Source organism: Pelorhabdus sp. sgz311001 (genome assembly GCF_055901755.1).
On record NZ_JBVXUT010000001.1, the window covers coordinates 326,826 to 349,051 of the forward strand.

The following is a 22,226-nucleotide window of genomic DNA, read 5'->3' on the forward strand; positions in this document are numbered from 1 at the left end:
GCCGTGTAAAATATGATGTAACAATCAGAGATGAGTCGATGTTTACCAGACTGACACTGGGAGGTTACTGATGGAAACGCGAGATTGGATGATTTTAAAAATTCTTCACCAGGAAAATAGCATAACAAAGACGGCAGAATTACTGTATCTTTCCCAGCCAGCAATGACAAAGCGCTTGCAGCAAATTGAAAAGGAATTTGGCGTAGAAATTGTTCATCGGGGAAAAAGAGGGATTCACTTTACACCACAAGGCGAGTATTTAGCAAAATGCGCTTCTGATATTTTGATTATGCTAAATAAAATCAATGACGGGTTAGTGAATTTGAATGATAGCATTGAGGGAACCTTGCGGATTGGCGCGTCTTACTTTATTACGCGGCATAAACTGCCGGAATTATTGTCTCGTTTTAAAAGAACGTATCCAAAAGTGAATTTTAAAGTTACAGCAGGCTGGAGTAAGGATATTTTTAATTTGGCTCATAACCAGGATGTGCATATTGCAATTATTCGAGGCGACTACAATTGGAAAGATCAAAAGTCCTTATTAATGGAAGAACGCGTCTGTGTCGTTAGTTCTGAACCATTAGATTTACAAGACCTTCCTCAGTTACAACGAGTTGACTATAAGTTGGATTATAAGTTAAAAGAGCTCATAGATCATTGGTGGTGGGAAAACTATTCAGAACCACCACACGTGTGTATGGAAGTAGATAAATCGGATACTTGTAAGGAAATGGTGGTTAGGGGCTTGGGGTATGCGATTATGCCGGAATTTGTATTAAGCCAGACGGAAGGGCTTCATACGATTGCCATCAAGGATCAAAATGGTACAACGATTAAACGCAATACTTGGCTGCTTTACCACAAAGAGTTTCTTGATCTAAAGCTTGTTAAAACCTTTGTCGAATTTACTAAAGAACTGAATTTTGCTGAGTTACGCTAAAATTAGACTGTAAATATTTTTCTTGCACTATATGCTTTTTTGATAGATAGCCAAAAATTTTCGCGATAATGGCCGAAAGTGAGGAAGACGCGCGGAAAAACAAGCCAAATGCTCCTAAAATTGCCATGGTAGCAGAACCTCAAGACTATGTGACCACAGGCGGAGACGTCATAAAAAAAGCGCAAGTAGATATTTTAATTAAAGCCGTATCAATGGGAAAATTGCATCGTACTTGCCCGGCCAGCGGTTTATATAATGTAGCAGCCGCTTCCTTGCTTTCTGGCACGGTGCCGAATCAAGTTGATGGTTTTACTCCAGAGACGAAAGAACAGATGGTAAGAATCGGACATCCGGAAGGAGTCGTAGAAGTTTTAGTCACTGTGGCTGACGATGGCGTAAGTGTATCTAGAGTTGGAATGGAACGGCAGAAAAATTATGAAAGGTGAACTTTTTATCTCTAGTTAAAACATATGAAAAGAGCAAAAAAAGTGTAGCTACAAAACTGTCGTTGCTTAGGTAATGGCAGTTTTTATATTTAAAAATGTTATGACTACCTATGAAAAACATCTATTATACTTATTGTCTGATAAACGATACAGTATATTTATAAAAAAATTATATGAGCTGCCCAAACGCCTAGCAACTCCTATGGCAAGTCCTCTTTCCGAGCAAGAGCTTGCTTATGTAAAAGTGGGCGGTCGATTAAACTGGATCAAAATGAGAAATCGAAAACGGTTAAAACAGAATTAAGAAATATAATGAACACAGGGGGTCATGATGAATAAGGTAGTGTTTTTTAACGGCAATGATCAAAGAGTGGCCGATATCTTTGGCGAAATGGTGCCAGAAGGATTTGAAGCTGTAGTTGCTTCGAGTGAGTGGTCTGATGCCGATAAAATAGAGCTTTTAGCTGATGTCGAGTACGTGGTGCTTCATCCTGGGGTTGTTTCCGGCGAGGTACTTAGAAAATCCCAATCGTTAAAGTTGATTCAGTCGTTAACTGCTGGCTATGACAAGATTGATATTGTAACGGCGAAAAAGTTAAATATTCCCGTAGCTACAAATGGCGGGGCAAATTCTTGGGCGGTGGCCGAGCATAGTGTGGCTTTGTTGTTGGCTCTTTACAAACGGCTGATTTACTGTAATCTATCAACTCGGTGTGGTGAGTGGAGAAAAGCCATAAATGGCTTTGACACGTTTGAAGTTGCTGGGAAAACTGTCGGTATTATTGGCGCTGGAAACATTGGTTGTAAGGTAGCAAGAATCTTAAAGGGATTTGAAGCAAAGATTATTTATTATTCGCCTAAGCGGTCTGTTGAGATTGAAACAGAGTTAGAGGCGCGACTCGTTACTTTAGATGAACTAGTAAGTACAGCAGATATTATTTCGATGCATGCCCCATTGCTAAACAGCACGTGGGGCATGATTGGCAAACGTGAAATTTCTCTGATGAAACCGACAACTGTGATTATCAACACTTGTCGTGCCGAACTTGCTGATGAAACAGCGTTATTCGATGCTTTGCAAAACAAGAAAATTGCTGGAGCTGGTCTAGATGTATTTTATAAAGAGCCGGCGCCTAAGGAAGATCCATTTTTGAAATTGGACAATGTTGTTGTATCGCCGCATACAGCAGGTCATACTGCCGAAGGCTGGTATCGTCGCATTGGTTTTGCTTGGAAGAATATACAACGCGTAGCTAATGGTCAAGCGCCCTTAGCAGTGGTAGAAAAGGTATAGACAATAGGAGGAAAGACTGTGGAAAAAATCATTGAAGAATTAAAAGTATTACCTGCTACTTGTATTTCCGATGCGCTGAAGGGCTTTAATCATTGTCACCCCACAGTAAAACCGTTAAAAGAAGAATATAAAATCTGTGGCCGCGCCGTGACTGTCAAGGTTCCAGCTGGTGATAACTTATTAGTACTTAAAGCAATGTTGGAAGGAAAGCCAGGCGATATTCTTGTTGTTGATACTGAAGACTTTTCTTATCGTTCTTTTGCTGGCGATATCGTAATCGGTCTTGCTCAAGTCATTGGCTTTGGTGGTGTTGTGGCAAATGGACCAGTTCGTGATGTTGTCTCGATTAAAGAAAGTAATTTTCCAGTTTTTTGTACGGGAGCTACTTTAGCCTGCAGTAAAAAAATCGGAAAAGGTCAAATCAATGTACCTATTTCTTTTGCCGGGGCGGTGATTCATCCTGGCGATATTATTGTCGGCGATGCTGGCGGGATTATTGCAGTGCCCCAGTCTATGGCACAAGAAGTGCTGGAAGGCGCTAGAAAAAAATTACAAAGTGATGATGTCAGGAGTGCGAAGATTTTAAGCAGCCGCGAAGCAGCGATTGCCTATATTAAGGAATTGCTGCCGGAAAAATAATGGTGGTTTGTGAGGTGGGAAATAAGCATGGTTGAATTGATCTATGGCGGAGTTTATTTATTGCAAGGCAGGTTGCTGGTTTAGGCTGCCGATCAAGTAAGCTCTGCGGTGCTGCGGTAAAAGACAATTATCGAAGGTCTACAATCTATCCTAAACGGATAAAAACTGCGATATCATAATCAGAAGCACTATATGCCTGATTAGAGGCTCATAGTGCTTTATTGTTTGCTATTTTCTGCGTAGGGCATTATAAAGTTTCGCTGATTCGGTTGCAATAAAATCACTAGAATAGGTATGATCCGCTGTTGAAGTATAAAAGCTGATTAATATGGGATCATGGCCGTCCTGAATGACCCCGACATCACAAAGAATATCATCTAATTCGCCGACTTTATGAAATACCGTTGTCGCCATATAGCGGGGAATTTCATCGTGAAAGATCGTATTAGCGAGTTCTGATTTTAATTGCTCGCCTTTGGCTTTGTTCAAATATTTGTTAGTGTAGATGCTTTCGAATATTTTGGCCATCTCGTAGGGGGTTGTGATGCTATGATAGCGATAACTATTAAAAGCGTCTTCACTATGAATTTTTGTTTTACGAAGATGAAGGTCTTTCGTTACTTTGGTTAGTGCATCTTTGTTAGTAGCATCTATTTCATCTAGTAATTCCTGAAAAGAGTTATTATCGCTTATTGTCATCATTAATTCTATATCCTGATCATACTTATTGGCCGTATCCGCTCCGGCTTTGGGATAGAGATATTTGTAGGTTGCCAATGCCACAACTAATTTACTGGTTGAAGCTGTAGGGAACACATCGTCCTGATTAAATTCAATCATTTTTCCGGTGTTTAGGTTTTTAGCAAATACACCAACTCGACCATTAAATCCTTTTAAATCATTTTTTATTTCAATCTCCGGCTTTGCTGCCGCAAAAGCATTAGTAGTAAAAATTGTTAAGACAATTACTAGAAGTATCATTTTTCTTATCATTCGGGCACCCCCATTAAAAGATAGAATTGTTTTATTTATCATATCAAAAAACGATGACGAAACGATGACAATTTTCACTTTACAAATTTATATTGACAATTGATAGTGATGAAATGTACTATAAAGTTAGTTTTATGAAACTAATATTTGGTGAGGCTCAAAATGATAATCGAAGATTTAATTGTAAAAACGATTGGTGTATTATCGCAATCGATGCGGCAAGTCATGCGAAAACATAAGGAGGAATCGCTTGAGGGAAAAGAGCTTTTTGATCTTACAATAACCCAACTTCATTATCTTTATGCGATTCGGGAAAGGGGAAACCCAACTTATACTGAGTTAGCTCAAAGATTTAATGTTCAAAAGTCGACGGTAACAGTTACAATTAATAAACTAATTCAACGGGGGTATGTCTATAAGACACAGTCAACGGAAGATTTGAGAGTTTTTCATCTCCAACTTTCGGATAAAGGTCAAAAGCTGTTGGATATAGAGGATCAAGGGTATCGTCAGTTTGCTGTCCAAATTACAGCGTGTTTAGACGATTCGCAAAAAGAACAGTTTAAGGAACTATTAATGATCATTGCTGAAGCTTCGTCTCGCAAGTAGCGAGATTCTATTTTGGCTAAACGATTAGTTTCATATAACTAATCATTTAGCGGATAGACCGATTATAGTTTTTGTTGATTAGATAGATGGACTGAGGGTTATTTTTTATAATATAATTCGCGGAGGTGTCAATATGATGATTTTGAAAAGTTTTTTTTATACCGTTATAATTACTCTGCTTTGTGCAAGTTTCGTACAGATACAGACTTGTCAAGCCAGTGCAAGAGATGATGTGCTTTTAGCTGTTGTCGACAGTTCGAAGGAAGCCTATGGCAGTCAGTTGAAAAAGGAAGTGAATCAACAGTTAGAAACACACTTATCGCTTCAAGGTAGCACAGAACAGAAAATAGAAACGATGATTCAGGCGCTTGGAGTTAAAGAGTTTTCAAACGTGGAGAAGCCCGAGTTGGCAGAGTTGACAAAAAAAATGGGGGTCCATAAAGCCGTTATCGTAGAAATACTTCCAGCTATGATTGAATATAATCAGATTGCTTCTTTCCAAAAAATTCAGGCTGATGCCACGTTGCGAATCCGCCTATACGATGCCGATAAGGAGCAGTATATTTTTATGGGCAATATTTCAGGAAAGGGGAGTAATAAAACCTTCCTTCCTTTTACTTCCATTGGAACAAAACCCGCTGTGCTAGAGGCGGTGCAAAAGGCAGCGTTGGTTGCAACTGAAAAGATATCGGGAGCTTTGCATCAAGCAATGTAATACAGACCCTGGTATAACATGATTTAGCTATTTATTGCAAAAAAATGATAGGAGCGATTCCATGAACGAGACAACTAACATATTTACTGAAATGAGGCATAAGAATAAGCTTATGTCCGAGACAGACGCTATTGAAGTTTTGACAAAAGCCGAATTTGGAACTTTAGCTTCTATTGGCAAAAATGGTTATCCCTATGCGGTGCCATTAAATTTTGTTTATGAAAATGGCGCAATATACTTTCATTCCGCTCATGAGGGAAATAAGATTAATAACATTAAAAATGATGCAAAAGTTAGTTTTTCTGCAGTTAGCTACGTTAATTTAGTACCAAGTAAGTTTGATACAGAATATGATAGTGCCGTAATCTTTGGGACAGCTGTTGAAGTTACCAATGAAATAGACAAGCGGCAAGCGCTTATTGCCTTAATAAAAAAATATTCAAGTGAGTATTTTGATAAGGGAATGGCTTATATAACGAATAGTATCAATACTACGGCCGTTTATAAAATACATATTGAACACATGACCGGAAAACGAGGCCGGTAGCTAGACCAGATTGTGATGAGAAAAGCGTCTTTGCAAGAAACCGTTTCTAAAGTTCTAAATGCATTTTAGGTAATTTTTTACTTATATTTTATCCACAAAGTACCGATATAATAAATAGTGATAGAGTAAGATCTTACGGATGGAGTGGAGAGTATGCCAATTGACCAAGCAAGTTTAAATAGTTTGTTGACTACTCTTATGCCAAAAGATAATATGACGGCTTTACGTGAACGACGGGCCAATTTATTGCAGAATCTACAAGATCGAAAGGACAACGAGAACAATGACGACGGTCATCAAGTTGTAGGCGATGCCAAAAAAGAGCTTGCAGAATTGGCTGAAGTCGATCAACATATTGCGCAAGAAGTATATGATGAAACAACTAGAAAGCTCGAGGAAGAAAGGCTGAAGTTGGAAGAGGCATTTGCTAAAAAGGAACGCGATAGAGAACGGCTGTTGGCTAAACACGAACGTCTTTTGGAAAATAGAAGTATGAGCAAACTTTTGTCTGCTGCTATCAAGGCAAATCATCCAGGAAGCCCCTATATTGGTGACTTTAACAGTGGTCGACAAGGCGATAATGCCTATGTCTCTGAGGTGGAGCGAGACTTGCATGAGTCTGTACAATATGGGATTGCAGCAGCGGAAGTAGCTGCACGTAGGAAAAATGCCGAAACAAAGGCGCAAATCGAGGAAGCTGCTGAAAAGAAGCAGAAGGCTTATAAGCAAAGGATGAGACGCATCAATATAAAGGTTTAAGAAGGATTAACATCAAAAATCTCCCTATAAGTCTATATTTAAATAAAAATCAGATGACTTGAAACGAAACAGTTTCAGGTCATTTTTTATAAGGAAGAAATTTCTGAGAGGACTTGACGTCGTAAGATGAGTTATATTATCATTAACGTGTATATACACGTTAATGATTTTGAGAACTGTATCATAAAAAAGCGAATTTTACTATGGACTTTATTAGAATGAGAAAGAATAAGGGAGGTAAAAATGCTTAAAGAAGAAATTAGACAGTATATTTTAGGATTAGGGGTAGATGATGTAGGCTTTGCAAAAGTGGCGGATTATCAAAGTCCTAAGTCGTATCCAATCGATAATTTTTTGCTAGGAGCAAAGACGATTATTTCGTTAGTATTTCAGGAATTGGACACCTGTGAAAGTCCCAGCACTACTATAGCGATGAATGGTAGATTAGATATGAACTATTTTCAGCGGTCTTGCAGCTACCAAATCAATCGTTTTTTGAAAAGAAAATTTCAGGCCAAGACTGTAGATATGCCTTATTCTTCTCCTATGGAACAAGACAAGGATCGAAGGGGAGTGGCGGATTTTTCTCAACGCCATGCGGCGGTAGCCGCTGGACTCGGAACATTTGGTAGGCATAATCTGGTTATTCATCCTCGTTTCGGAACGCGTATAGGTTTAGCGGCCCTTATCACCAATCTTGAGCTGGAGCCAGATGAGAAAATTGCGGAAGATCTGTGTATTCATTGTGATTTATGTGTCAAAAATTGCCCGGGAGGCGCCTTGGACGAAGCTGGAAAAACAGATATAAGCAAATGTATTAAGCACTCGCAACCTTATGGACTTGGTTCTGATATTAGTTTTTGGCACCAATTTGTCAGCAGTTCACCGGAAGAGCAAAAGCAGCTGTTTGTTGATGAGCGATATTGGCGCATACGACAGGCCCACTCTATCGGGATGCAATATTATTGCTTTAATTGCTTCAAGTCGTGTCCGGTTGGTCTAAAATAAATACGAATCCAGCAAAATTCATTAATAATAAATATTTGTTGTGGCGGAATTGAGTGATGTAGTTGAGTGACGTAGTTGCATTAAAGGCCCGTTTATTATAAGATAGTTAAAACTGGGTTGCCTGAGGAGAGTGAGGTTATGGAAGCATTTTTATGTGAACGTCGTACTTATGAGAATAAGCCATTTACTCATGCTCACTCCTATAGTCAGCTGATTGTTCCTATCTATGGATCCTTAACAGTTTCTGATGGTCAGGCTCTCGAAGAGAGCAAACAGGTAATATTTATACCTTCTGCAGTTGTTCATTCTTTTTATGCCAGGGCATCGAACCAATTTTTTGTTTTTGATATACCCTTATCTTATTTGCCTGAGGCAATGGGGACTCATGCTAAATTTTACCCCTTCAATGGACGCTGGCAAGCCATTAAATCCCTATTGGCAGCAGAGGTAGGGAGTAGGCCAGTATCAAATCAGCGTCTAATCGATTTGTTTCGTTATATAGCAGGTGTTTTAAGGGAAGATAACTTATCAAGTTCTATTGATTATATCAAGAAAAATTTTCATGAGCCGTTAAAGATACAGCAACTTGCCGACATGGAGCATTTTAATCAAACCTATTATGTAGAATGGTTTAAAAAACGCTTTGGGATATCACCGATTGCCTATATTCGCGAATTGCGATTAAGTAAGGCTAAAGAACTTCTTTCCCATACTAATTACAGTATACTGCAAATTGCTCAACAAATAGGATATGCCAATCAGGAAACGCTGACGCGATTATTTCGCAAAGAGACAGGAATGACTCCGGGAGCATATCGTCAAATGTGCCGAAAGTAAGTCAAATTAAATCAGAATATAAGTCAAAAAGAACAAAACTCCTTCTGCTATGATAAATTATGCAGAAGGAGTTTTGCTATAGAAAGGGAGATCATAATGAATCTAAAAGAAACAATAACTAACACGATTCAAACTTATGTTTCTAAATATCAGGAGAGAATAGCTGGCGCGTGTGAATGGGGTGCCCCTTTAGTTGGATTTGCTGATGCCAATCATCCGGAACTTTTTAAATTAAGAGAGCTTATTTCGCAAAATCATATTATGCCCCATCAAGTAATCGAAAAGCCAACAATTATTATTGCTTATTTCATTCCTTTTACTCGGGAACTGGCGAATACCAACCAAGTAATTCATGAGGCGGCGTCTCCAGAGTGGGCCTATGCTTATGAAGAAACCAACCGGATGTTAGGAGAACTGAATCGTTATCTTATTAGCGATATAAAACAAAGAGGCTATAATGCGGCAGTTTCTAAAGCGGCAGCAACCTTTGATCGGGAAAAATTAATAAGCAATTGGTCGCACCGTCATATTGCGAGGTTAGCGGGACTAGGTACCTTTGGTATCAATAATATGTTAATTACGAAACAGGGGTGCTGTGGTCGCTATAGCACCTTAGTTACAAATTTAGACATAGTGCCAGATAAGCCGCTAGATGAGGAGTATTGTTTATATAAGAAAGCGGGGGCGTGTGGTATTTGTGTGAAAAAATGCCCATCAGGAGCGTTGACTTTGTCTGGCTATGATAGAAAGAAATGTTATCAAGTGTGTTTAAAAAATGCCGAGCTTTATAAAAATCTTGGGAGTTCCTATTTGGATGAATCGGCACAACATTCGAATGATACTGGCAGCGAGATTTGTGGCAAGTGTGTCGTTAATGTTCCTTGTTCTTTTAAATAGTGAATTGCGATCCATTAATTAAGGTGCGATCGCTTCCAGTTTAGATAGTAACTCGACGAGTTTGTCAAGAGCCTCTGTGCCCATATATTCTTTTAAGGCGTCTTGAGCTTCGTTCCATAACGACAACCCTTCCGCTAAGGCCGTCTGGCCTGATTCGGTCAGTACGATGAGCTTAGTGCGCATATCTTTGCCTGGTTTAACTGCGATAAATCCGGCCTCAATCAATGGTTTCATATTGCGGTTCAAGGTGGTGCGATCAATGCGTACTGTTTTAGCTAATTCAGAGATGGTAGAAGTCTCAGATAGTTGGATATGCTTCAGCAGAGACATTTGGGCGGTAGTAAGGCCGCTTGCTTTTAATGTATCATCGTAAAATTGAGTAAGAGCTCTTGAAGATCGCCGCAAATTCAGGCAATAACAGGGACTTGGCGTCTTGGGATAAACTTCTTTGATCTGTTTCATATTGTAACCTCTGTCACTTCCTGTGTATATACACAAGAATTATTTGGAATGATTATAAATCATACTTCTTACTGGCGTCAAGCCTAATGAGTGATAATAACAATTAATTGACTAAATCAAATATTTAATTGACAAAGTCAACTTATTGTTCTATTCTATCATTAAATATGATAAAGGAAGCTTGATGGATTATGAAAAAAATTGAAAAATATGCTCAGGAAATTAGAAAATTTAATCGGTTTTATACAAATCTAAGTGGTCTCATGAATCAAACCATACTAGGAAGTTCCTACTCGCTTGCGGAAGCTAGGATACTGCTTGAAATTGATAGCGCCAGCCAATGCACTGCCAGCGATTTAGCAAAGGTCCTACACATTGATTCAGGTTATTTAAGTCGCATACTTTTGCGATTTACCCGTGATAAGCTGCTTGTTAAAGCGAAATCACTGACTGACGGCCGCGCTCAATTATTATCACTTACTGAAAAAGGTCTTGAAGTCATTCATAAACTTTACGAAGATTCGACAGCACAAGCCTGTAAAATCCTTGAAACTTTGACAGAGGAAGAACAGGAAAAACTTATGAATCATATGGCAGCCATGAGAAATCTTTTGGATAAACCAGAGCAAAAGACTTATATCATACGAAACATGAAGTATGGCGAGGCTGGCTATATTGCACATCGGCATTGTGTTCTTTATGAAAAGGAATATGGTCTTACCGGATCTTTTGAGAAATATGTACTTGATAGTCTTACAAAATATATTGATGAACAGCCGGAAGGCGAAGTTTGGGTAGCGGAAGATAATGGACAAATTATTGGTTTTATTGCCATTGTTAGTACGGGTGAAAACGAAGCGCAGTTAAGATGGTTTTTGCTAGAGCCCGAATATCGTGGCGCAGGCTTGGGGCGTCAGCTAATGAAGACCGCTATCGATTACTGTAAGCAAAAGAATTTCCGTCATGTCTTTTTGTGGACTTTTCAAGAGCTATGTGCGGCTAGGCATTTATATAAAAATTTTGGCTTTACCCTTACTGAGCAGGTGGCAAGTACTACGTGGAAAAAAGATTTAGTAGAAGAACGCTGGGATCTGGAGTTGAAATGAGTAAATTGAATTTTTTTATTAAGGTAATTACTATATTCAATTTCATTCTATCAAATAAACAGGGTAAACTGAAAGCAGTCACGGGAGCATGGTAGGAGGTCAAATGAATTGTCAGATAGATCGATATATCCTACAATTGAAATAGATCAATTTGTGGGATGTGCTAGAATATGGATTTGCGGTTATTAAAAACTTTTCTTTGCGTTGCTAAAATAGAAAATATTACTCAGGCGGCAGAAACGATGAATTTTAGTCAGCCTACTGTAACAGCTCAGATTAAGACACTGGAAGAACATTTTGGCGTTTTGCTTTTTGAAAGAGTTGGCAAAAAGTTGTATATTACTGAAGCGGGAAAGTGTTTAATGGGCTATGCAGAAAAATTACTCCTAATTCACCGGGAAGCGCAAACTGCTTTGGAGGAAATCTCTTGCCATCGAACAATTCGAATTGGTTTGGGGACAGCTGTAGCAGCGCATATGCTTTCGCCTGTTTTGCAAGAACTGCATAATAATAAATCGAATGTTGCCGTAAGCATTGAGCATTGTGTCGATTTACCAGAAACGATAAAAGGAATATTAAATAATAGCTTTGATTTTGCCTTGGTACATGATACAGTCTCGCATCACAAAATTTTACAGTTTAATCTAGGTCTACAAAAGTTAAAAGGGGTTGCTCATACAGCATTGTTGCAAAAGTACGGCAATGATATTTGGCAATATCCAATAGTTGCTTTAAGGCAAAGCAGTCTTTATCGGAAAATATATGATGGTGCATTTCAGGAACGCAATATCCGGCCTATTTTGGAGTACAGTGATTCAGAAGCGGTAAAAGAAGCTGTGCTAAAGGGTCTGGGAGCGGGAATTTTACCAGAGATACTAGTGGCAGATTCCATTCGAGATGGTATATTAAGTGAATTACAGCAAGTTCCCAATTTTTCGATCACCTTTTCTATAATTTTTCATAAAGAAAAAATTTTTACCGCGGAAACACAATTATTGTTAACAAGAATTGCCGCTCAGGCCGACCAAGGAACAGCTTTTCTAGAGTATTTGCAAGCAACCTAAGTGACAGGTGGTAATTCTTTATGATACAACTTTTAGCGAATATTAAGGGGAAATATAATCAAGCTTTAATGACAGGCAGTTTGGCTCATTTTATTCACGATGGCTTTAGCGATATGTTATATATCTTTTTTCCTATTTGGCAGGCGCAATTTTCATTGACTTTTGCTGAAGTCGGTTTTTTAAAAACGCTTTTTTCTGGGTTTCTAGCTGGATTTCAAATACCGTCAACTTTTCTTGCCTCGCGACTCGGTGAAGCCCGAACTCTCTTGATCGGAACTATTATTACAAGTATTTCTGTGTTTTTTTATGGTTTAGCACCGGCCTTTTTATTTTTATGTTTGCTGCTAGTTGCTGGCGGGCTTGGTTCGAGCGTACAGCATCCTTTGTCATCATCCATCATCTCTAGTGAATATAATGATAGCAATCAGCGAAGAGTTGCGTTAAGTACATTTAATGTAGCTGGTGATATGGGAAAACTTGTTTTGCCAAGTGGTGTTTCGTTTATTGTCAGTCAATATAGCTGGCAAGCGGCAAGCCAGATTATGGGGATTGTGGGACTAGCGATTGCAGCGCTAATATTTATAAATAGCAGAAATTTAATCTCTCATAATGGGCATTTACAATCTGACAAACAAGCGGGTGGCTTCAGTGGGTGGAAAGCGAGTAAAGCTTTTTGGGCCTTGTTACTGATTGGTATTATTGACAGCAGTACCCGAATGGGCTTCCTGACTTTTTTTCCTTTTTTAATGCAGCAAAAAGGGGCAGAAGTGGCGACAATCGGTATCGCTTTTTCTCTAGTATTTGCCGGTGGGGCCATGGGAAAGTTTTTGGTGGGGACCTTGGCTACGAAGGTGGGCGTGCTGCGATCAGTCATTATTACAGAAATACTAACTACGTTTTTTATCATAAGCATACTGAATTGTTCTTTACATATTGTGATGATAATTTCTTTGCTATTAGGAGTTGCTCTAAATGGCACGTCTTCTGTGCTTTATGGCAGCGTTCCTGATTTAGTGAAAGCAGAAAATCAAAAACAAGCATTTGCGTTATTTTATACAGCCACGATTGCTTCTGGCGCAGTTTCCCCCTGGCTGTATGGAATTTTCAGCGATGTAGCTGGCATTAACATCTCTGTATTTGTTGTAGCGCTTGTAGCGTTAGTTACAATTCCTTTGACCATACCGATCAATAAACATAATCAAACTGCGCAGTCATAGTACGCACTGCAAAATAAAAAAGACTAGCTGGTTATACTCAAAAAAGTATAGTCAGCTAGTTTTCTTTGTCAGATTGATTCATTATGTTTTTTTATAAGGAATTTTACTTTCGCAAGGTACGCCTGTCTGACACTTGCCGCAGCCGTAACGAGGGGCGTATTTTTCGGTTGTTTTATCGAGAAAGGCAGCACAAAGTACATGATTTTTTCCTTCTTCTAGTGAAATTGCTTTGGCTGGACATTTTCGAATGCAAGCGCCGCAATGGGTGCAATATTCATAAAGAGACTGATAATTTCTTGAATCAGGCGGTATTTCTAAATCAGTAATTAAACTACTGAATCTACCGGCGATGCCTTTGCTTGTGATGAGTCCTTTAGAAAGGCCGAAGGTACCAAGTCCGCAAATGAAAGCGATATGACGTTCTGACCAATTACTCGTAAACGCGGCTTCGGGATGAGGCGTAGCTGGGTTTAAGTATCTTTTTGCCCAAAAACGTTCATCTAGTGAAGGAATAATACTATGATAGCCCGCAGCTTCTAAAGAAGATTTAATATGTAGGGCTAGCTTATTGATGAATAGCTGTCCTTCAATGCGGGCATGAAGCCATTCGTCTGGCGGCCAAAGCGGATCTTTGTTATTTTCTTTCTTTACTTGTTCAGTAAAGGGAAGGAAAAAAGAAATAACTGTTTTTCCTTCTGGCAGCCATTCTTGCGGCAGAAGAAAATGTTCACCGATTCCAGTGGCTTTTTTCAATTCACTAAAATAGGGATCCGTGGCAGCTCCAAAGGAAAAGATTGGACTTTCGTACATCTTTAAACCAATTACTTTGGGGGAAAGCGCAATTTCTTTAGCGATATAATTGTCTTTGGAAGTCTCGGTAAAGTGGGCGGCTAATTCGCAGATGTCTGTTTTATTCATATTACCACCTAACCTTAATTTTTTAGATAGAGAAATGTCAATCGTCTGTATATTTACTATACTGTATCAAATGGAATCTGTAAATTTCTAATTTATTATAAAAAGGCTGCCGTACTAAGACGGTTTCATACCAGATATGGTGAGTCCCGCTTAGTGCGACAGTTCTTTTGTTTGGCTATATCCAATACTTTGGGAAGAGCCTTAGATGACTTGATAGTACAGCCCATGTTCCACGCAGTAAAAATAGAGTTTGCCGTGTCCGAGCTTGGCAAAGCGAACTTGCATATTCCATTCAGGGTATTGTTTTACTAGCAAGACTCTGTCGCCAGTTACGTAGGCGATAAAGGAAAGATAATGGACTTTGCTCATTTCATGAGGGGAAGTAATATATAATTCATCTTCCACCGTATCGACAACGAGTCGATGATCTTCCAGCGCCTTTATCGGTGTTTGCGCTTCTAGTTTTTTGCCGCAGCAAGATACGGTGGCGTTGCCTGAGGCTGTGACTAGGTTATTACAGTTTGGGCAGACGTAAAATGCAAGTTTTTTCATGTTTCCTCCATTCAATTCGTTAAGCGCAATACTTCCTGATAAAAGTTCTTCAATATTTACATTGAAAATTTTCGATAGCTCAGGCAGCAAGGAAATGTCAGGGCAGCCGAGACCTCTTTCCCATTTGCTAATCGCTTTATCGCTGATATTCATGGTATCGGCAAGTTCTTTTTGAGTCATGTTTTTTTCTTTGCGCAGAGTATAGATCAATTTACCAATTTTTTCGCAATTCATCGTATCACCTCACAAAGCTAGTTTAGCGGATCTTTCATAAGGAGACAATAAACGAACCGTAGAGTTATTCGTGAATAATCAATTCTAATACGTCAGGTCTAGAATAGTGACCGGTTGGATCAAAATCCATGCGGCTTAAAGGAACTAAGTCTAAATTTAAATCGGCATACAAGATTTCTTCCCTGTCCCAGACAGGAGCGACAACGTATTTTCCAAATGGGTCGACAATGCAACTACCGCCGGGACAGAAGTTTCCTGGATAATTTTCCAGTTCATGCTGATAGTTAAAATCGGTGGGATACATATCTGTGGTTACATATTGATTACAGCCAATTACAAAGCAGCGCCCTTCTAACGCAATATGCCGCATGGTGCATTGCCATTCTTCGCGGCTGTCCGCTGTTGGCGCTAAATAGATGGATACTCCTTTTTGATACATAGCGGCGCGAGCTAAAGGCATATAATTTTCCCAACAGATGAGCGAACCTACTATCCCATAAGGGGTATCGATTGTTGTTAATGTATGGTCATGGCCTTCACCCCAAATCAGGCGTTCTGTGCCTGTCGGTTTTAGCTTGCGATGCTTACCTAAAAAACTGCCGTCAGGGCCGAAGAATAAGTATGTGCAATATAAAGTACAGTTTAATTCATCTCGTTCGGTTACGCCCATGCACACGTAGGCATTGGCTTCAGCGGCGGCTTTTCCGATAGATTCGGTGTCGATACTTGGTACCATGACTGAATTATCATAATAGCGTTTCCAGTCTTCACGACCTTTCATAGTTCGTGTTCCCACTACGTAACCATAAGAAAATCCCCGCGGATAGGCCGGAATAAATGATTCGGGAAATATAATGAACTTAGCTTTGGCCTGGCTGGCTTCTTTTATTAGCTCGATGGCCTTGTCAATAGTTTTCTGTTTATCAAACAAACTAGGAGCAGCTTGTACTACGGCTATTTTTACATTCTTTTCGGTATCCTTCACAAATAAAACCTCCTAAGTATTTCTTTGACTTTACTTTATCATAACTTCCTAATATGATAAAAATGAATTTATTTAATTTAACTTATGAATTATATTGATAAGGAGAGCTATGAATCACAATTATCTAAAGACTTTTCTTAAAGTTGCCGAGTTAATGAATTTTTCGCAGGCGGCGCAGCAGTTAGGATATTCTCAATCGACAGTTACGATACAAATTCAGCAACTAGAGGACGAACTGGGGGTTCAGTTATTTGATCGGTTTGGTAAAAAAGTTTATATATCGCAACAAGGCGAGGCTTTTTTGCCTTTTGCGCAAAAAATTATTAAGCTAGCCATGGAAGCGCAGGAAGCTCTCATTGTGCAGCAAGAGCCGACTGGCGTCTTACAAGTAGGCATTGTTGAATCGCTTTGCAGTACTGTATATCAAGAAATTATTGAGACTTTTTTATTACGTTATCCTAAAGTTGCCTTGATAATCAAGATAGCGACTACATTAGAACTGGTAAAATTGTTGCAACAAAATCAAGTTGATGTAATAGTAACTTTAGATAAAAAAATTAATGAACATAATTTTTGCCGGGCTATAGAAAGAGAAGAAAGGATTGTATTTCTTGCTTCTAAGGCGCATCCATTGGTTTACAAAACACATTCTGTTTCTTTACAAGATATAGTTTGCGAAAAGTTTATTTTGACGGAGAAATATTGCAATTATCGCGAGGTCTTTGAAGAAATACTGCGAGAGCGTAATTTAGCAGTTGCGGCGCGACTAGAAATTGGTAGTACGAATTTAATTTTTGATCTAGTAGCAAAAGGGGTAGGCATTACGCTTCTACCAGAGATTTGTCTTTCTTATTATCCTGTGCAACAAGAAATAGCCATTTTGCCAATCGCGGATTGTTCTATTAAGCTATTTACGCAACTTATTTATAATAAAAATAAATGGGTAAGTCCGGCCAAGCAGGCATTTATTAATATAACAGAGCAGTATTTATTTCATTGATATCTTTTAGGATATAACTATTTTTAAGAAAGTTTTGTGGTATAATAATAAGCAAATAATTTAAGGGAGCCACTGTAATGAATACAATAGAAATTCAATTGACTAAAGGCGAACCGGGACAGCCTTGTCTCATCGCTAAAACGCTTGATGTTATTGGAACGAAGTGGACCTTTCTTATTATCAGAGACCTACTGATTGAAGGAACCATGCGCTTTAGTGATTTGCAAAAATCCATGAAAGCGATCAGTCCCAAGACCCTTTCATTGCGGTTGCGAGAATTAGAGGAAAAAGGGATCGTGAATAGGAAAGTCTATCCGGAAGTACCGCCGCGCGTGGAATATTCCCTCACTGAGAAAGGTCGCTGTTTGGAAAAAATTTTTATTGAACTGAAACGTTTTGGACTTACTTTATAAATAAATGAGAGCAAAAAGAGCTAATAAGCTTTTTGCTCTTATTTATTTTTGGGGTTTTTCCTGTGATAGTACAAAAATTTCTTTTTGGTAACTAGGCGCTAGTAATGTATTTCTTAAATTTATTTAGTCTTTTCTGTGAAAAAATAGATTAGGGCTATGATAGGCAGACTTAGTCCGAGGAGTGACGCGGCGAACCAGCCACCATAAGCGTAAGACCAGCTGCCCAGTGATGAACCGGCGGCTCCTCCTAAAAAGAAGACAGCCATAAATACTCCATTCACTCTCCCGCGGATTTCACTGCCTAGAGAATAAATAACTCGTTGGCCAAGAACGAGATTGCCTGATACGGCCATATCTAAGGCGATTGCGGCGATCACTAGTATTGTTAAGGCGAAAGGGGAAGGTTCGTTGGTGATATTTGTTAATAGGAAAGCAAGTATCGCAATGATAATGGCCAATCCTGTTAAGGGCTTCGTCCAGCCTCTATCAGCTAATCTACCGGCAATGGGAGCCGCAACAGCACCAGCCACGCCAGCAAGAGCAAATAGTGCAATTTCTTGCTGTGATAAATGAAAATGATGCGTGAGCCATAAGGGAATGACTGTCCAGAAAAGACTGAAGGAACCAAACAAGCAAGCTTGATAAAAGGCGCGGCGTCGTAAGAGCGGCTTGGTAGCAAAGAGTGATATAAGCGAAAGTAACAAACGACTATAGCTCAGGGTTGGTACAGGAGTTCTTTTGGGTAGAAAAAAGGCTAAGAGAAGCGCAAGCAGTGCTGTTAAGATAGCCGAGATCAGAAAAATAATCTGCCAACTCCATAAACCGGTCACTAGGCTGGCTAAGGGACGGGAGAGCATGATCCCAAGCAACAGTCCGCTCATGACATTGCCGACGGCCTGCCCGCGCTTTTCCTCAGGTGCGAGATGGGCGGCGTAAGGAACAAGAATTTGCGTTGCTACAGAGCCAAGCCCAAGTAGTAAAGCAGTAGCGAGGAAGAAGAACGCATTGGTTATCTGGGCGGCGCCGATTAGAGCGGCGATTAAAGCAATTAACAAGATAAAAACGAGTCGGCGATTTTCGATAAGATCAGAAAGCGGTACGATAAATAATAGACCAATGACATAGCCGATTTGTGTTAAAGTGACGATGAATCCGGCTAAAGAGAGGGGAAGGCCAGTGGCGGTGCTGATAGGGCCGATTAAGGGCTGGGCATAATAGAGATTGGCAACAATTACGCCACAGGCGACTGCCAGGAGCACTGTAATCCAAGTAGAAATTTGTTGGGAGTTTTTTTGATCTTGCTTCATAGAGAATCCCTGCCTTTATATTTTTTTGTCAATTTACAATACTAAACGTTTAGTTTTTTGTTTAAGTAAATTATATACTATACGTTTAGTATTGTAAATATCTTTTTCGTTTTATTATGGAAAGATATTTAGTATAATGTACGTATGGTTTTTAGCACCTGAAGTAGAATGGAGGTGTTTGTTTGGAAAAGAAACGAGGACGCCCGCGCGACGCTGCTACGGAAAAAGCGATTCTTGCGGCTTCCTATGAATTGCTCTTGGAAAAGGGCTTTAGCTCCGTCACTGTAGAAAAAATCGCGGAACGGGCTAAAGTGAGTAAAGCTACGATTTATAAATGGTGGCCTAATAAAGCAGCTGTTGTAATGGCTGGCTTTTTATCAGCTGCTATGTCTAGACTCCCCGTACCAGATACAGGATCAGTAGTAGAAGACACTATTATTCAAGCAGGGAATTTAGCTCGCTTTTTGGCGAGTCGCGAAGGACAAGCGATTAATGAGCTAATTGCCGAAGGGCAATTTGATGCAAAGATAGCAGAGGAATATCGGTTAAGGTATTTTCAGCCGCGTCGCCTAGAATCAAAGCGAATTCTGGAACGAGGCGTTCAGCGAGGCGAACTGAAAAAAGATTTGGATCTTGAATTATGTATTGACTTAATTTATGGTCCGCTATTTTATCGGTTGCTGATAACGGGAGAACCTGTTAATGAAGTATTTATTAAAGCTGTGGTGTATCATGTTTTTAATGGAATTCAATGATGAATAAAAAAATCCAAGGCCTTTTTCTTAGGCTTTGGATTTTTTGTTTGCATGTTTAAATGTTTCTGTAGTTACGTCAATAAAGGCTCGTAAGGCAGGCGACAGCCATTTATCTTTATGATAAATAATTTGTGTCTTAATTTGAAAGGGTGGACCGATCCAGGGAAGAATCGCGAGTCGGCCTTCTTTATATTCTTGCTCTACAGCGATTCGCGGTAAAAAGCCAATGCCCCAGCCATCCATGACGAATTTTTTTATTACGTCATTGCTGCTGAAGGCAATGACCGAGGCTGGAGTGACGCCAGCTTGGGTGAGAATGCTTTCAAAAATCCGGCGATAACTGCACCCTGGTTCTGTCAGAATAAAGGACTGATTGTTCATATCCTGTACTGTAACCGTTTTTTTGTATGCCAGAAGATGGTCAGGGGCTGTTATAATTGCCATTGGTTCTTCAAAAAGCGTATGACTTATAAAATCAGTTTCTTTGGTGGGTACATCAAGGGAGACCATAATATCGACAGTGTTTTTTTTCAAGTGGGAACGGTAATCTGAACAGATATCCAGAGTAATGTTGATCTCAACATGGGGATAGCGAGTGCGAAATATTTTAAACACTTCTGGTAAACGATGCGTGCAGAGTGATTCGGCAGTACCAATACTGAGAGAACCGCAAGGTGAAAGTGAATTGGCCAGGACAGCTTTGGCCTCTTCTGATAATTTTAATATTTTTTCTGCATAAACATAAAGATCTTCGCCTGATTTCGTAAGCTTGATTTGTTTGCCTAATCGCTCAAAGAGTAATGTTCCAAATTCTTTTTCCAACTCTTGAATTTGGTTAGTAATGGTTGATTGCGCGTATCCCAAGTGCTGAGCTGCTTGGGTAAAGCTTAGTTTTTTCACAACAATTGTGAAAGTTTTCAGTTGTCGCAGTTCCATAAATTAACCACCTATCAATTTTATTGAATTAATAGATCAAATCTATCCATTTTATCTATAGATAGCTCTATGGTAATATAACTTCAAGGATAAATCCAGTCTGAGATAATCAATTTAGGGAGGTTTAAAATGGGAAATATTACTGCTGTGACAATAAAAGAACATATGGAGAAGCTAGGCGCCGATTTGTGCCAAATCGCTGCTGTTGAACATTTTACAAAGGCACCGTCTGGATTTCATCCTGATGATATTTTTCCTGGTTGCCAAAGTGTCGTTGTTTTTGCTGTAGCTATACCAAAAAGTATTTTCTGTTCTTCCTCGCAAGCTCTGTATACTTTCGCTCACTTAAAGTTATTTGATAAACTTAATTCGATTGCCCTTACTGCTGCGATGGAATGGGAGAAGCACGGAATTAGTTCTGTTCCTGTGCCAGCATCGGATCCTTATGAATATTGGGATGAAAGTCGGCGTCGCGGACAGGGAATACTTTCTTTAAAGCATGCGGCAGTACAAGCTGGATTAGGGAAGATCGGAAAAAATACGCTTCTTTTAAATGAACAGTTTGGCAATCGGCTTTTACTGGGCGCTATTTTACTCAAAGTCGCGGTAGAGACTGATCAGTTATCGAAAGAGGAAGGGTGTTTGCCCAATTGTCGCATTTGTTTAGATTCCTGTCCAAGTCAAGCGTTAGATGGTGTTACTATTGATCAAAGCAAATGCCGCGCCGTTTGCGGCAAATCTTCCGAAGGCGGCGGTTTTATTTACTCCTGCAACATGTGCCGGACTAGGTGTCCCAAACATCTAGGAAGATAAGTGGGATTAAAAGTCAGAGGAAACTAAAAGGGCGCCAGTACAAAAATGATTTTGTATGGCGCCCTTTATGATAATATAATAAATTTCTTAGAACTTACTAGAAAAACCTAAAGTAACGCCTGTGGCGTTATAGGAAGGATTGCGTGTTTTAAAGCCATCGGAAACATGCATAAGCATATAACCGAGATGAATGGAAGAATCTTTATCAAATTTATAAATAAGTTCCGGACCGATTCGCCACATAAAATTAAAGGATCTTCCGCCAGCCGGAAAAGCTTTATCATAAAGAATAAGTCCGCCGCTCATATCAATAGCTGCTGAGAATTTGCCTGAGCGATATTTTTCGTTACGCACCATATAAACAGGGCCGACGCCAACAGTGGAACTATCACGAGGCGTATGCTGGTTCAGATTTGTTAGTGTAACATTGCCATAAGCCCGAGTAACGGTGAGACCGCGATAAACAGAGCGTGTCTCGCTTTCAGAAATTTTTTGTAGGATATGTAGGGAATAAGTATCTACTTTACGATCACTCGAAATCGGTGTGAGGTAATCAAAATCTAGCTCAATCTGATTTTCTGTCGGAGCAGCAGGTGTTGTTGCAGTTGTGGCAGCTGCTGCAGTCACTGCAGCAGTGCTAGTTGTAGTCTCAGCAGCCGATGCTTCCGGTAGTCCTAGTAAAAGTAGCGGAACAGTAAGAGCTAATGGGATAAAATTGCGCATCATGAAGCACTCCTTGTGTAACCAGTTTGTGGAACCCTTCTAGTAAGAAAAGCA

The 22,226-nt window shown here is 39.6% G+C and carries 26 protein-coding genes; 18 read left to right on the forward strand and 8 right to left on the reverse strand.

The window, feature by feature from the left end; translation table 11 throughout:
- Window positions 1-70: 70 nt before the first annotated feature.
- From AC0MXB_RS01680 to AC0MXB_RS01695, 4 genes are all read left to right on the forward strand, one after another.
- Window positions 71-943, forward strand: coding sequence for a LysR family transcriptional regulator (locus AC0MXB_RS01680; RefSeq protein WP_474037773.1), 873 nt, complete (start codon window positions 71-73; stop codon window positions 941-943).
- Between the two features lie 68 nt (window positions 944-1,011).
- A complete protein-coding gene (locus tag AC0MXB_RS01685) occupies window positions 1,012-1,389 on the forward strand; it encodes a PrpF domain-containing protein (protein ID WP_474037774.1) in 378 nt (125 codons plus the stop codon).
- Window positions 1,390-1,717: 328 nt separating this feature from the next.
- Window positions 1,718-2,683 (forward strand): NAD(P)-dependent oxidoreductase, encoded by a 966-nt coding sequence (locus tag AC0MXB_RS01690; protein WP_474037775.1) that lies wholly within the window; start codon window positions 1,718-1,720, stop codon window positions 2,681-2,683.
- Between the two features lie 18 nt (window positions 2,684-2,701).
- Window positions 2,702-3,322, forward strand: a complete 621-nt coding sequence (locus AC0MXB_RS01695; RefSeq protein WP_474037777.1) for an RraA family protein — start codon at window positions 2,702-2,704, stop codon at window positions 3,320-3,322.
- A gap of 228 nt (window positions 3,323-3,550) precedes the next feature.
- On the opposite strand, the gene AC0MXB_RS01700 is transcribed toward AC0MXB_RS01695, so the two are convergent.
- Complete coding sequence (locus tag AC0MXB_RS01700) at window positions 3,551-4,315, reverse strand: serine hydrolase (RefSeq protein ID WP_474037778.1); 765 nt, start codon at window positions 4,313-4,315, stop codon at window positions 3,551-3,553.
- A gap of 162 nt (window positions 4,316-4,477) precedes the next feature.
- On the opposite strand from AC0MXB_RS01700, the gene AC0MXB_RS01705 reads away from it, so the two are divergent.
- From AC0MXB_RS01705 to AC0MXB_RS01735, 7 genes are all read left to right on the forward strand, one after another.
- Window positions 4,478-4,924: a MarR family winged helix-turn-helix transcriptional regulator gene (locus AC0MXB_RS01705; RefSeq protein WP_474037780.1), complete on the forward strand. Its 447-nt coding sequence runs from the start codon at window positions 4,478-4,480 to the stop codon at window positions 4,922-4,924.
- 133 nt (window positions 4,925-5,057) lie between these two features.
- Window positions 5,058-5,639, forward strand: coding sequence for a hypothetical protein (locus AC0MXB_RS01710; protein ID WP_474037781.1), 582 nt, complete (start codon window positions 5,058-5,060; stop codon window positions 5,637-5,639).
- A gap of 61 nt (window positions 5,640-5,700) precedes the next feature.
- Entirely contained in the window at window positions 5,701-6,186 is a 486-nt protein-coding gene (locus AC0MXB_RS01715; RefSeq protein WP_474037782.1) for a pyridoxamine 5'-phosphate oxidase family protein, read from the forward strand.
- A 153-nt stretch (window positions 6,187-6,339) separates the two neighbouring features.
- On the forward strand, window positions 6,340-6,945 hold the full coding sequence (locus AC0MXB_RS01720) for a hypothetical protein (RefSeq protein WP_474037783.1): 606 nt from the start codon (window positions 6,340-6,342) through the stop codon (window positions 6,943-6,945).
- A gap of 243 nt (window positions 6,946-7,188) precedes the next feature.
- Window positions 7,189-7,953, forward strand: coding sequence for a 4Fe-4S binding protein (locus tag AC0MXB_RS01725; protein WP_474037784.1), 765 nt, complete (start codon window positions 7,189-7,191; stop codon window positions 7,951-7,953).
- A gap of 138 nt (window positions 7,954-8,091) precedes the next feature.
- On the forward strand, window positions 8,092-8,790 hold the full coding sequence (locus tag AC0MXB_RS01730) for a helix-turn-helix transcriptional regulator (protein WP_474037786.1): 699 nt from the start codon (window positions 8,092-8,094) through the stop codon (window positions 8,788-8,790).
- Between the two features lie 96 nt (window positions 8,791-8,886).
- Window positions 8,887-9,687, forward strand: coding sequence for an epoxyqueuosine reductase (locus AC0MXB_RS01735; RefSeq protein ID WP_474037788.1), 801 nt, complete (start codon window positions 8,887-8,889; stop codon window positions 9,685-9,687).
- Window positions 9,688-9,705: 18 nt separating this feature from the next.
- On the opposite strand, the gene AC0MXB_RS01740 is transcribed toward AC0MXB_RS01735, so the two are convergent.
- The gene (locus AC0MXB_RS01740; RefSeq protein WP_474037789.1) at window positions 9,706-10,149 is read right to left on the reverse strand and encodes a MarR family winged helix-turn-helix transcriptional regulator; all 444 of its coding nucleotides are present in this window, start codon (window positions 10,147-10,149) and stop codon (window positions 9,706-9,708) included.
- Window positions 10,150-10,340: 191 nt separating this feature from the next.
- On the opposite strand from AC0MXB_RS01740, the gene AC0MXB_RS01745 reads away from it, so the two are divergent.
- The 3 genes from AC0MXB_RS01745 to AC0MXB_RS01755 all read left to right on the forward strand — a co-directional run bounded on the left by AC0MXB_RS01745 (window position 10,341) and on the right by AC0MXB_RS01755 (window position 13,536).
- The gene (locus tag AC0MXB_RS01745; protein WP_474037790.1) at window positions 10,341-11,255 is read left to right on the forward strand and encodes a bifunctional helix-turn-helix transcriptional regulator/GNAT family N-acetyltransferase; all 915 of its coding nucleotides are present in this window, start codon (window positions 10,341-10,343) and stop codon (window positions 11,253-11,255) included.
- Window positions 11,256-11,425: 170 nt separating this feature from the next.
- On the forward strand, window positions 11,426-12,319 hold the full coding sequence (locus AC0MXB_RS01750) for a LysR family transcriptional regulator (RefSeq protein WP_474037791.1): 894 nt from the start codon (window positions 11,426-11,428) through the stop codon (window positions 12,317-12,319).
- A 20-nt stretch (window positions 12,320-12,339) separates the two neighbouring features.
- Window positions 12,340-13,536 (forward strand): MFS transporter, encoded by a 1,197-nt coding sequence (locus AC0MXB_RS01755; RefSeq protein WP_474037792.1) that lies wholly within the window; start codon window positions 12,340-12,342, stop codon window positions 13,534-13,536.
- 81 nt (window positions 13,537-13,617) lie between these two features.
- Here AC0MXB_RS01755 and AC0MXB_RS01760 read toward each other — a convergent pair whose 3' ends face one another.
- The 3 genes from AC0MXB_RS01760 to AC0MXB_RS01770 all read right to left on the reverse strand — a co-directional run bounded on the left by AC0MXB_RS01760 (window position 13,618) and on the right by AC0MXB_RS01770 (window position 16,225).
- Window positions 13,618-14,454: a 4Fe-4S binding protein gene (locus AC0MXB_RS01760; RefSeq protein WP_474037793.1), complete on the reverse strand. Its 837-nt coding sequence runs from the start codon at window positions 14,452-14,454 to the stop codon at window positions 13,618-13,620.
- 201 nt (window positions 14,455-14,655) lie between these two features.
- The gene (locus tag AC0MXB_RS01765; protein ID WP_474037795.1) at window positions 14,656-15,240 is read right to left on the reverse strand and encodes a helix-turn-helix domain-containing protein; all 585 of its coding nucleotides are present in this window, start codon (window positions 15,238-15,240) and stop codon (window positions 14,656-14,658) included.
- Window positions 15,241-15,304: 64 nt separating this feature from the next.
- On the reverse strand, window positions 15,305-16,225 hold the full coding sequence (locus AC0MXB_RS01770) for a carbon-nitrogen hydrolase family protein (protein ID WP_474037796.1): 921 nt from the start codon (window positions 16,223-16,225) through the stop codon (window positions 15,305-15,307).
- A gap of 109 nt (window positions 16,226-16,334) precedes the next feature.
- Between AC0MXB_RS01770 and AC0MXB_RS01775 the strand changes: the two genes are divergently transcribed.
- Together AC0MXB_RS01775 and AC0MXB_RS01780 are read left to right on the forward strand one after the other, a co-directional pair.
- A complete protein-coding gene (locus AC0MXB_RS01775) occupies window positions 16,335-17,225 on the forward strand; it encodes a LysR family transcriptional regulator (protein WP_474037798.1) in 891 nt (296 codons plus the stop codon).
- Between the two features lie 77 nt (window positions 17,226-17,302).
- Complete coding sequence (locus AC0MXB_RS01780; protein ID WP_474037799.1) at window positions 17,303-17,638, forward strand: winged helix-turn-helix transcriptional regulator; 336 nt, start codon at window positions 17,303-17,305, stop codon at window positions 17,636-17,638.
- 119 nt (window positions 17,639-17,757) lie between these two features.
- Here AC0MXB_RS01780 and AC0MXB_RS01785 read toward each other — a convergent pair whose 3' ends face one another.
- Window positions 17,758-18,945, reverse strand: a complete 1,188-nt coding sequence (locus AC0MXB_RS01785) for an MFS transporter (RefSeq protein ID WP_474037800.1) — start codon at window positions 18,943-18,945, stop codon at window positions 17,758-17,760.
- Window positions 18,946-19,127: 182 nt separating this feature from the next.
- Here AC0MXB_RS01785 and AC0MXB_RS01790 point away from each other — a divergent pair, with 182 nt between their 5' ends.
- Window positions 19,128-19,700 (forward strand): TetR/AcrR family transcriptional regulator, encoded by a 573-nt coding sequence (locus AC0MXB_RS01790; protein ID WP_474037802.1) that lies wholly within the window; start codon window positions 19,128-19,130, stop codon window positions 19,698-19,700.
- A gap of 27 nt (window positions 19,701-19,727) precedes the next feature.
- Here AC0MXB_RS01790 and AC0MXB_RS01795 read toward each other — a convergent pair whose 3' ends face one another.
- Window positions 19,728-20,636 carry a LysR family transcriptional regulator gene (locus AC0MXB_RS01795; protein ID WP_474037804.1) on the reverse strand — a complete coding sequence of 303 codons (909 nt, stop codon included), beginning with the start codon at window positions 20,634-20,636 and terminating at the stop codon, window positions 19,728-19,730.
- 129 nt (window positions 20,637-20,765) lie between these two features.
- Between AC0MXB_RS01795 and AC0MXB_RS01800 the strand changes: the two genes are divergently transcribed.
- Window positions 20,766-21,449: a hypothetical protein gene (locus AC0MXB_RS01800; protein WP_474037805.1), complete on the forward strand. Its 684-nt coding sequence runs from the start codon at window positions 20,766-20,768 to the stop codon at window positions 21,447-21,449.
- 87 nt (window positions 21,450-21,536) lie between these two features.
- Here AC0MXB_RS01800 and AC0MXB_RS01805 read toward each other — a convergent pair whose 3' ends face one another.
- Entirely contained in the window at window positions 21,537-22,175 is a 639-nt protein-coding gene (locus AC0MXB_RS01805) for an acyloxyacyl hydrolase (protein ID WP_474037806.1), read from the reverse strand.
- Between the last annotated feature and the right edge of the window lie 51 nt (window positions 22,176-22,226).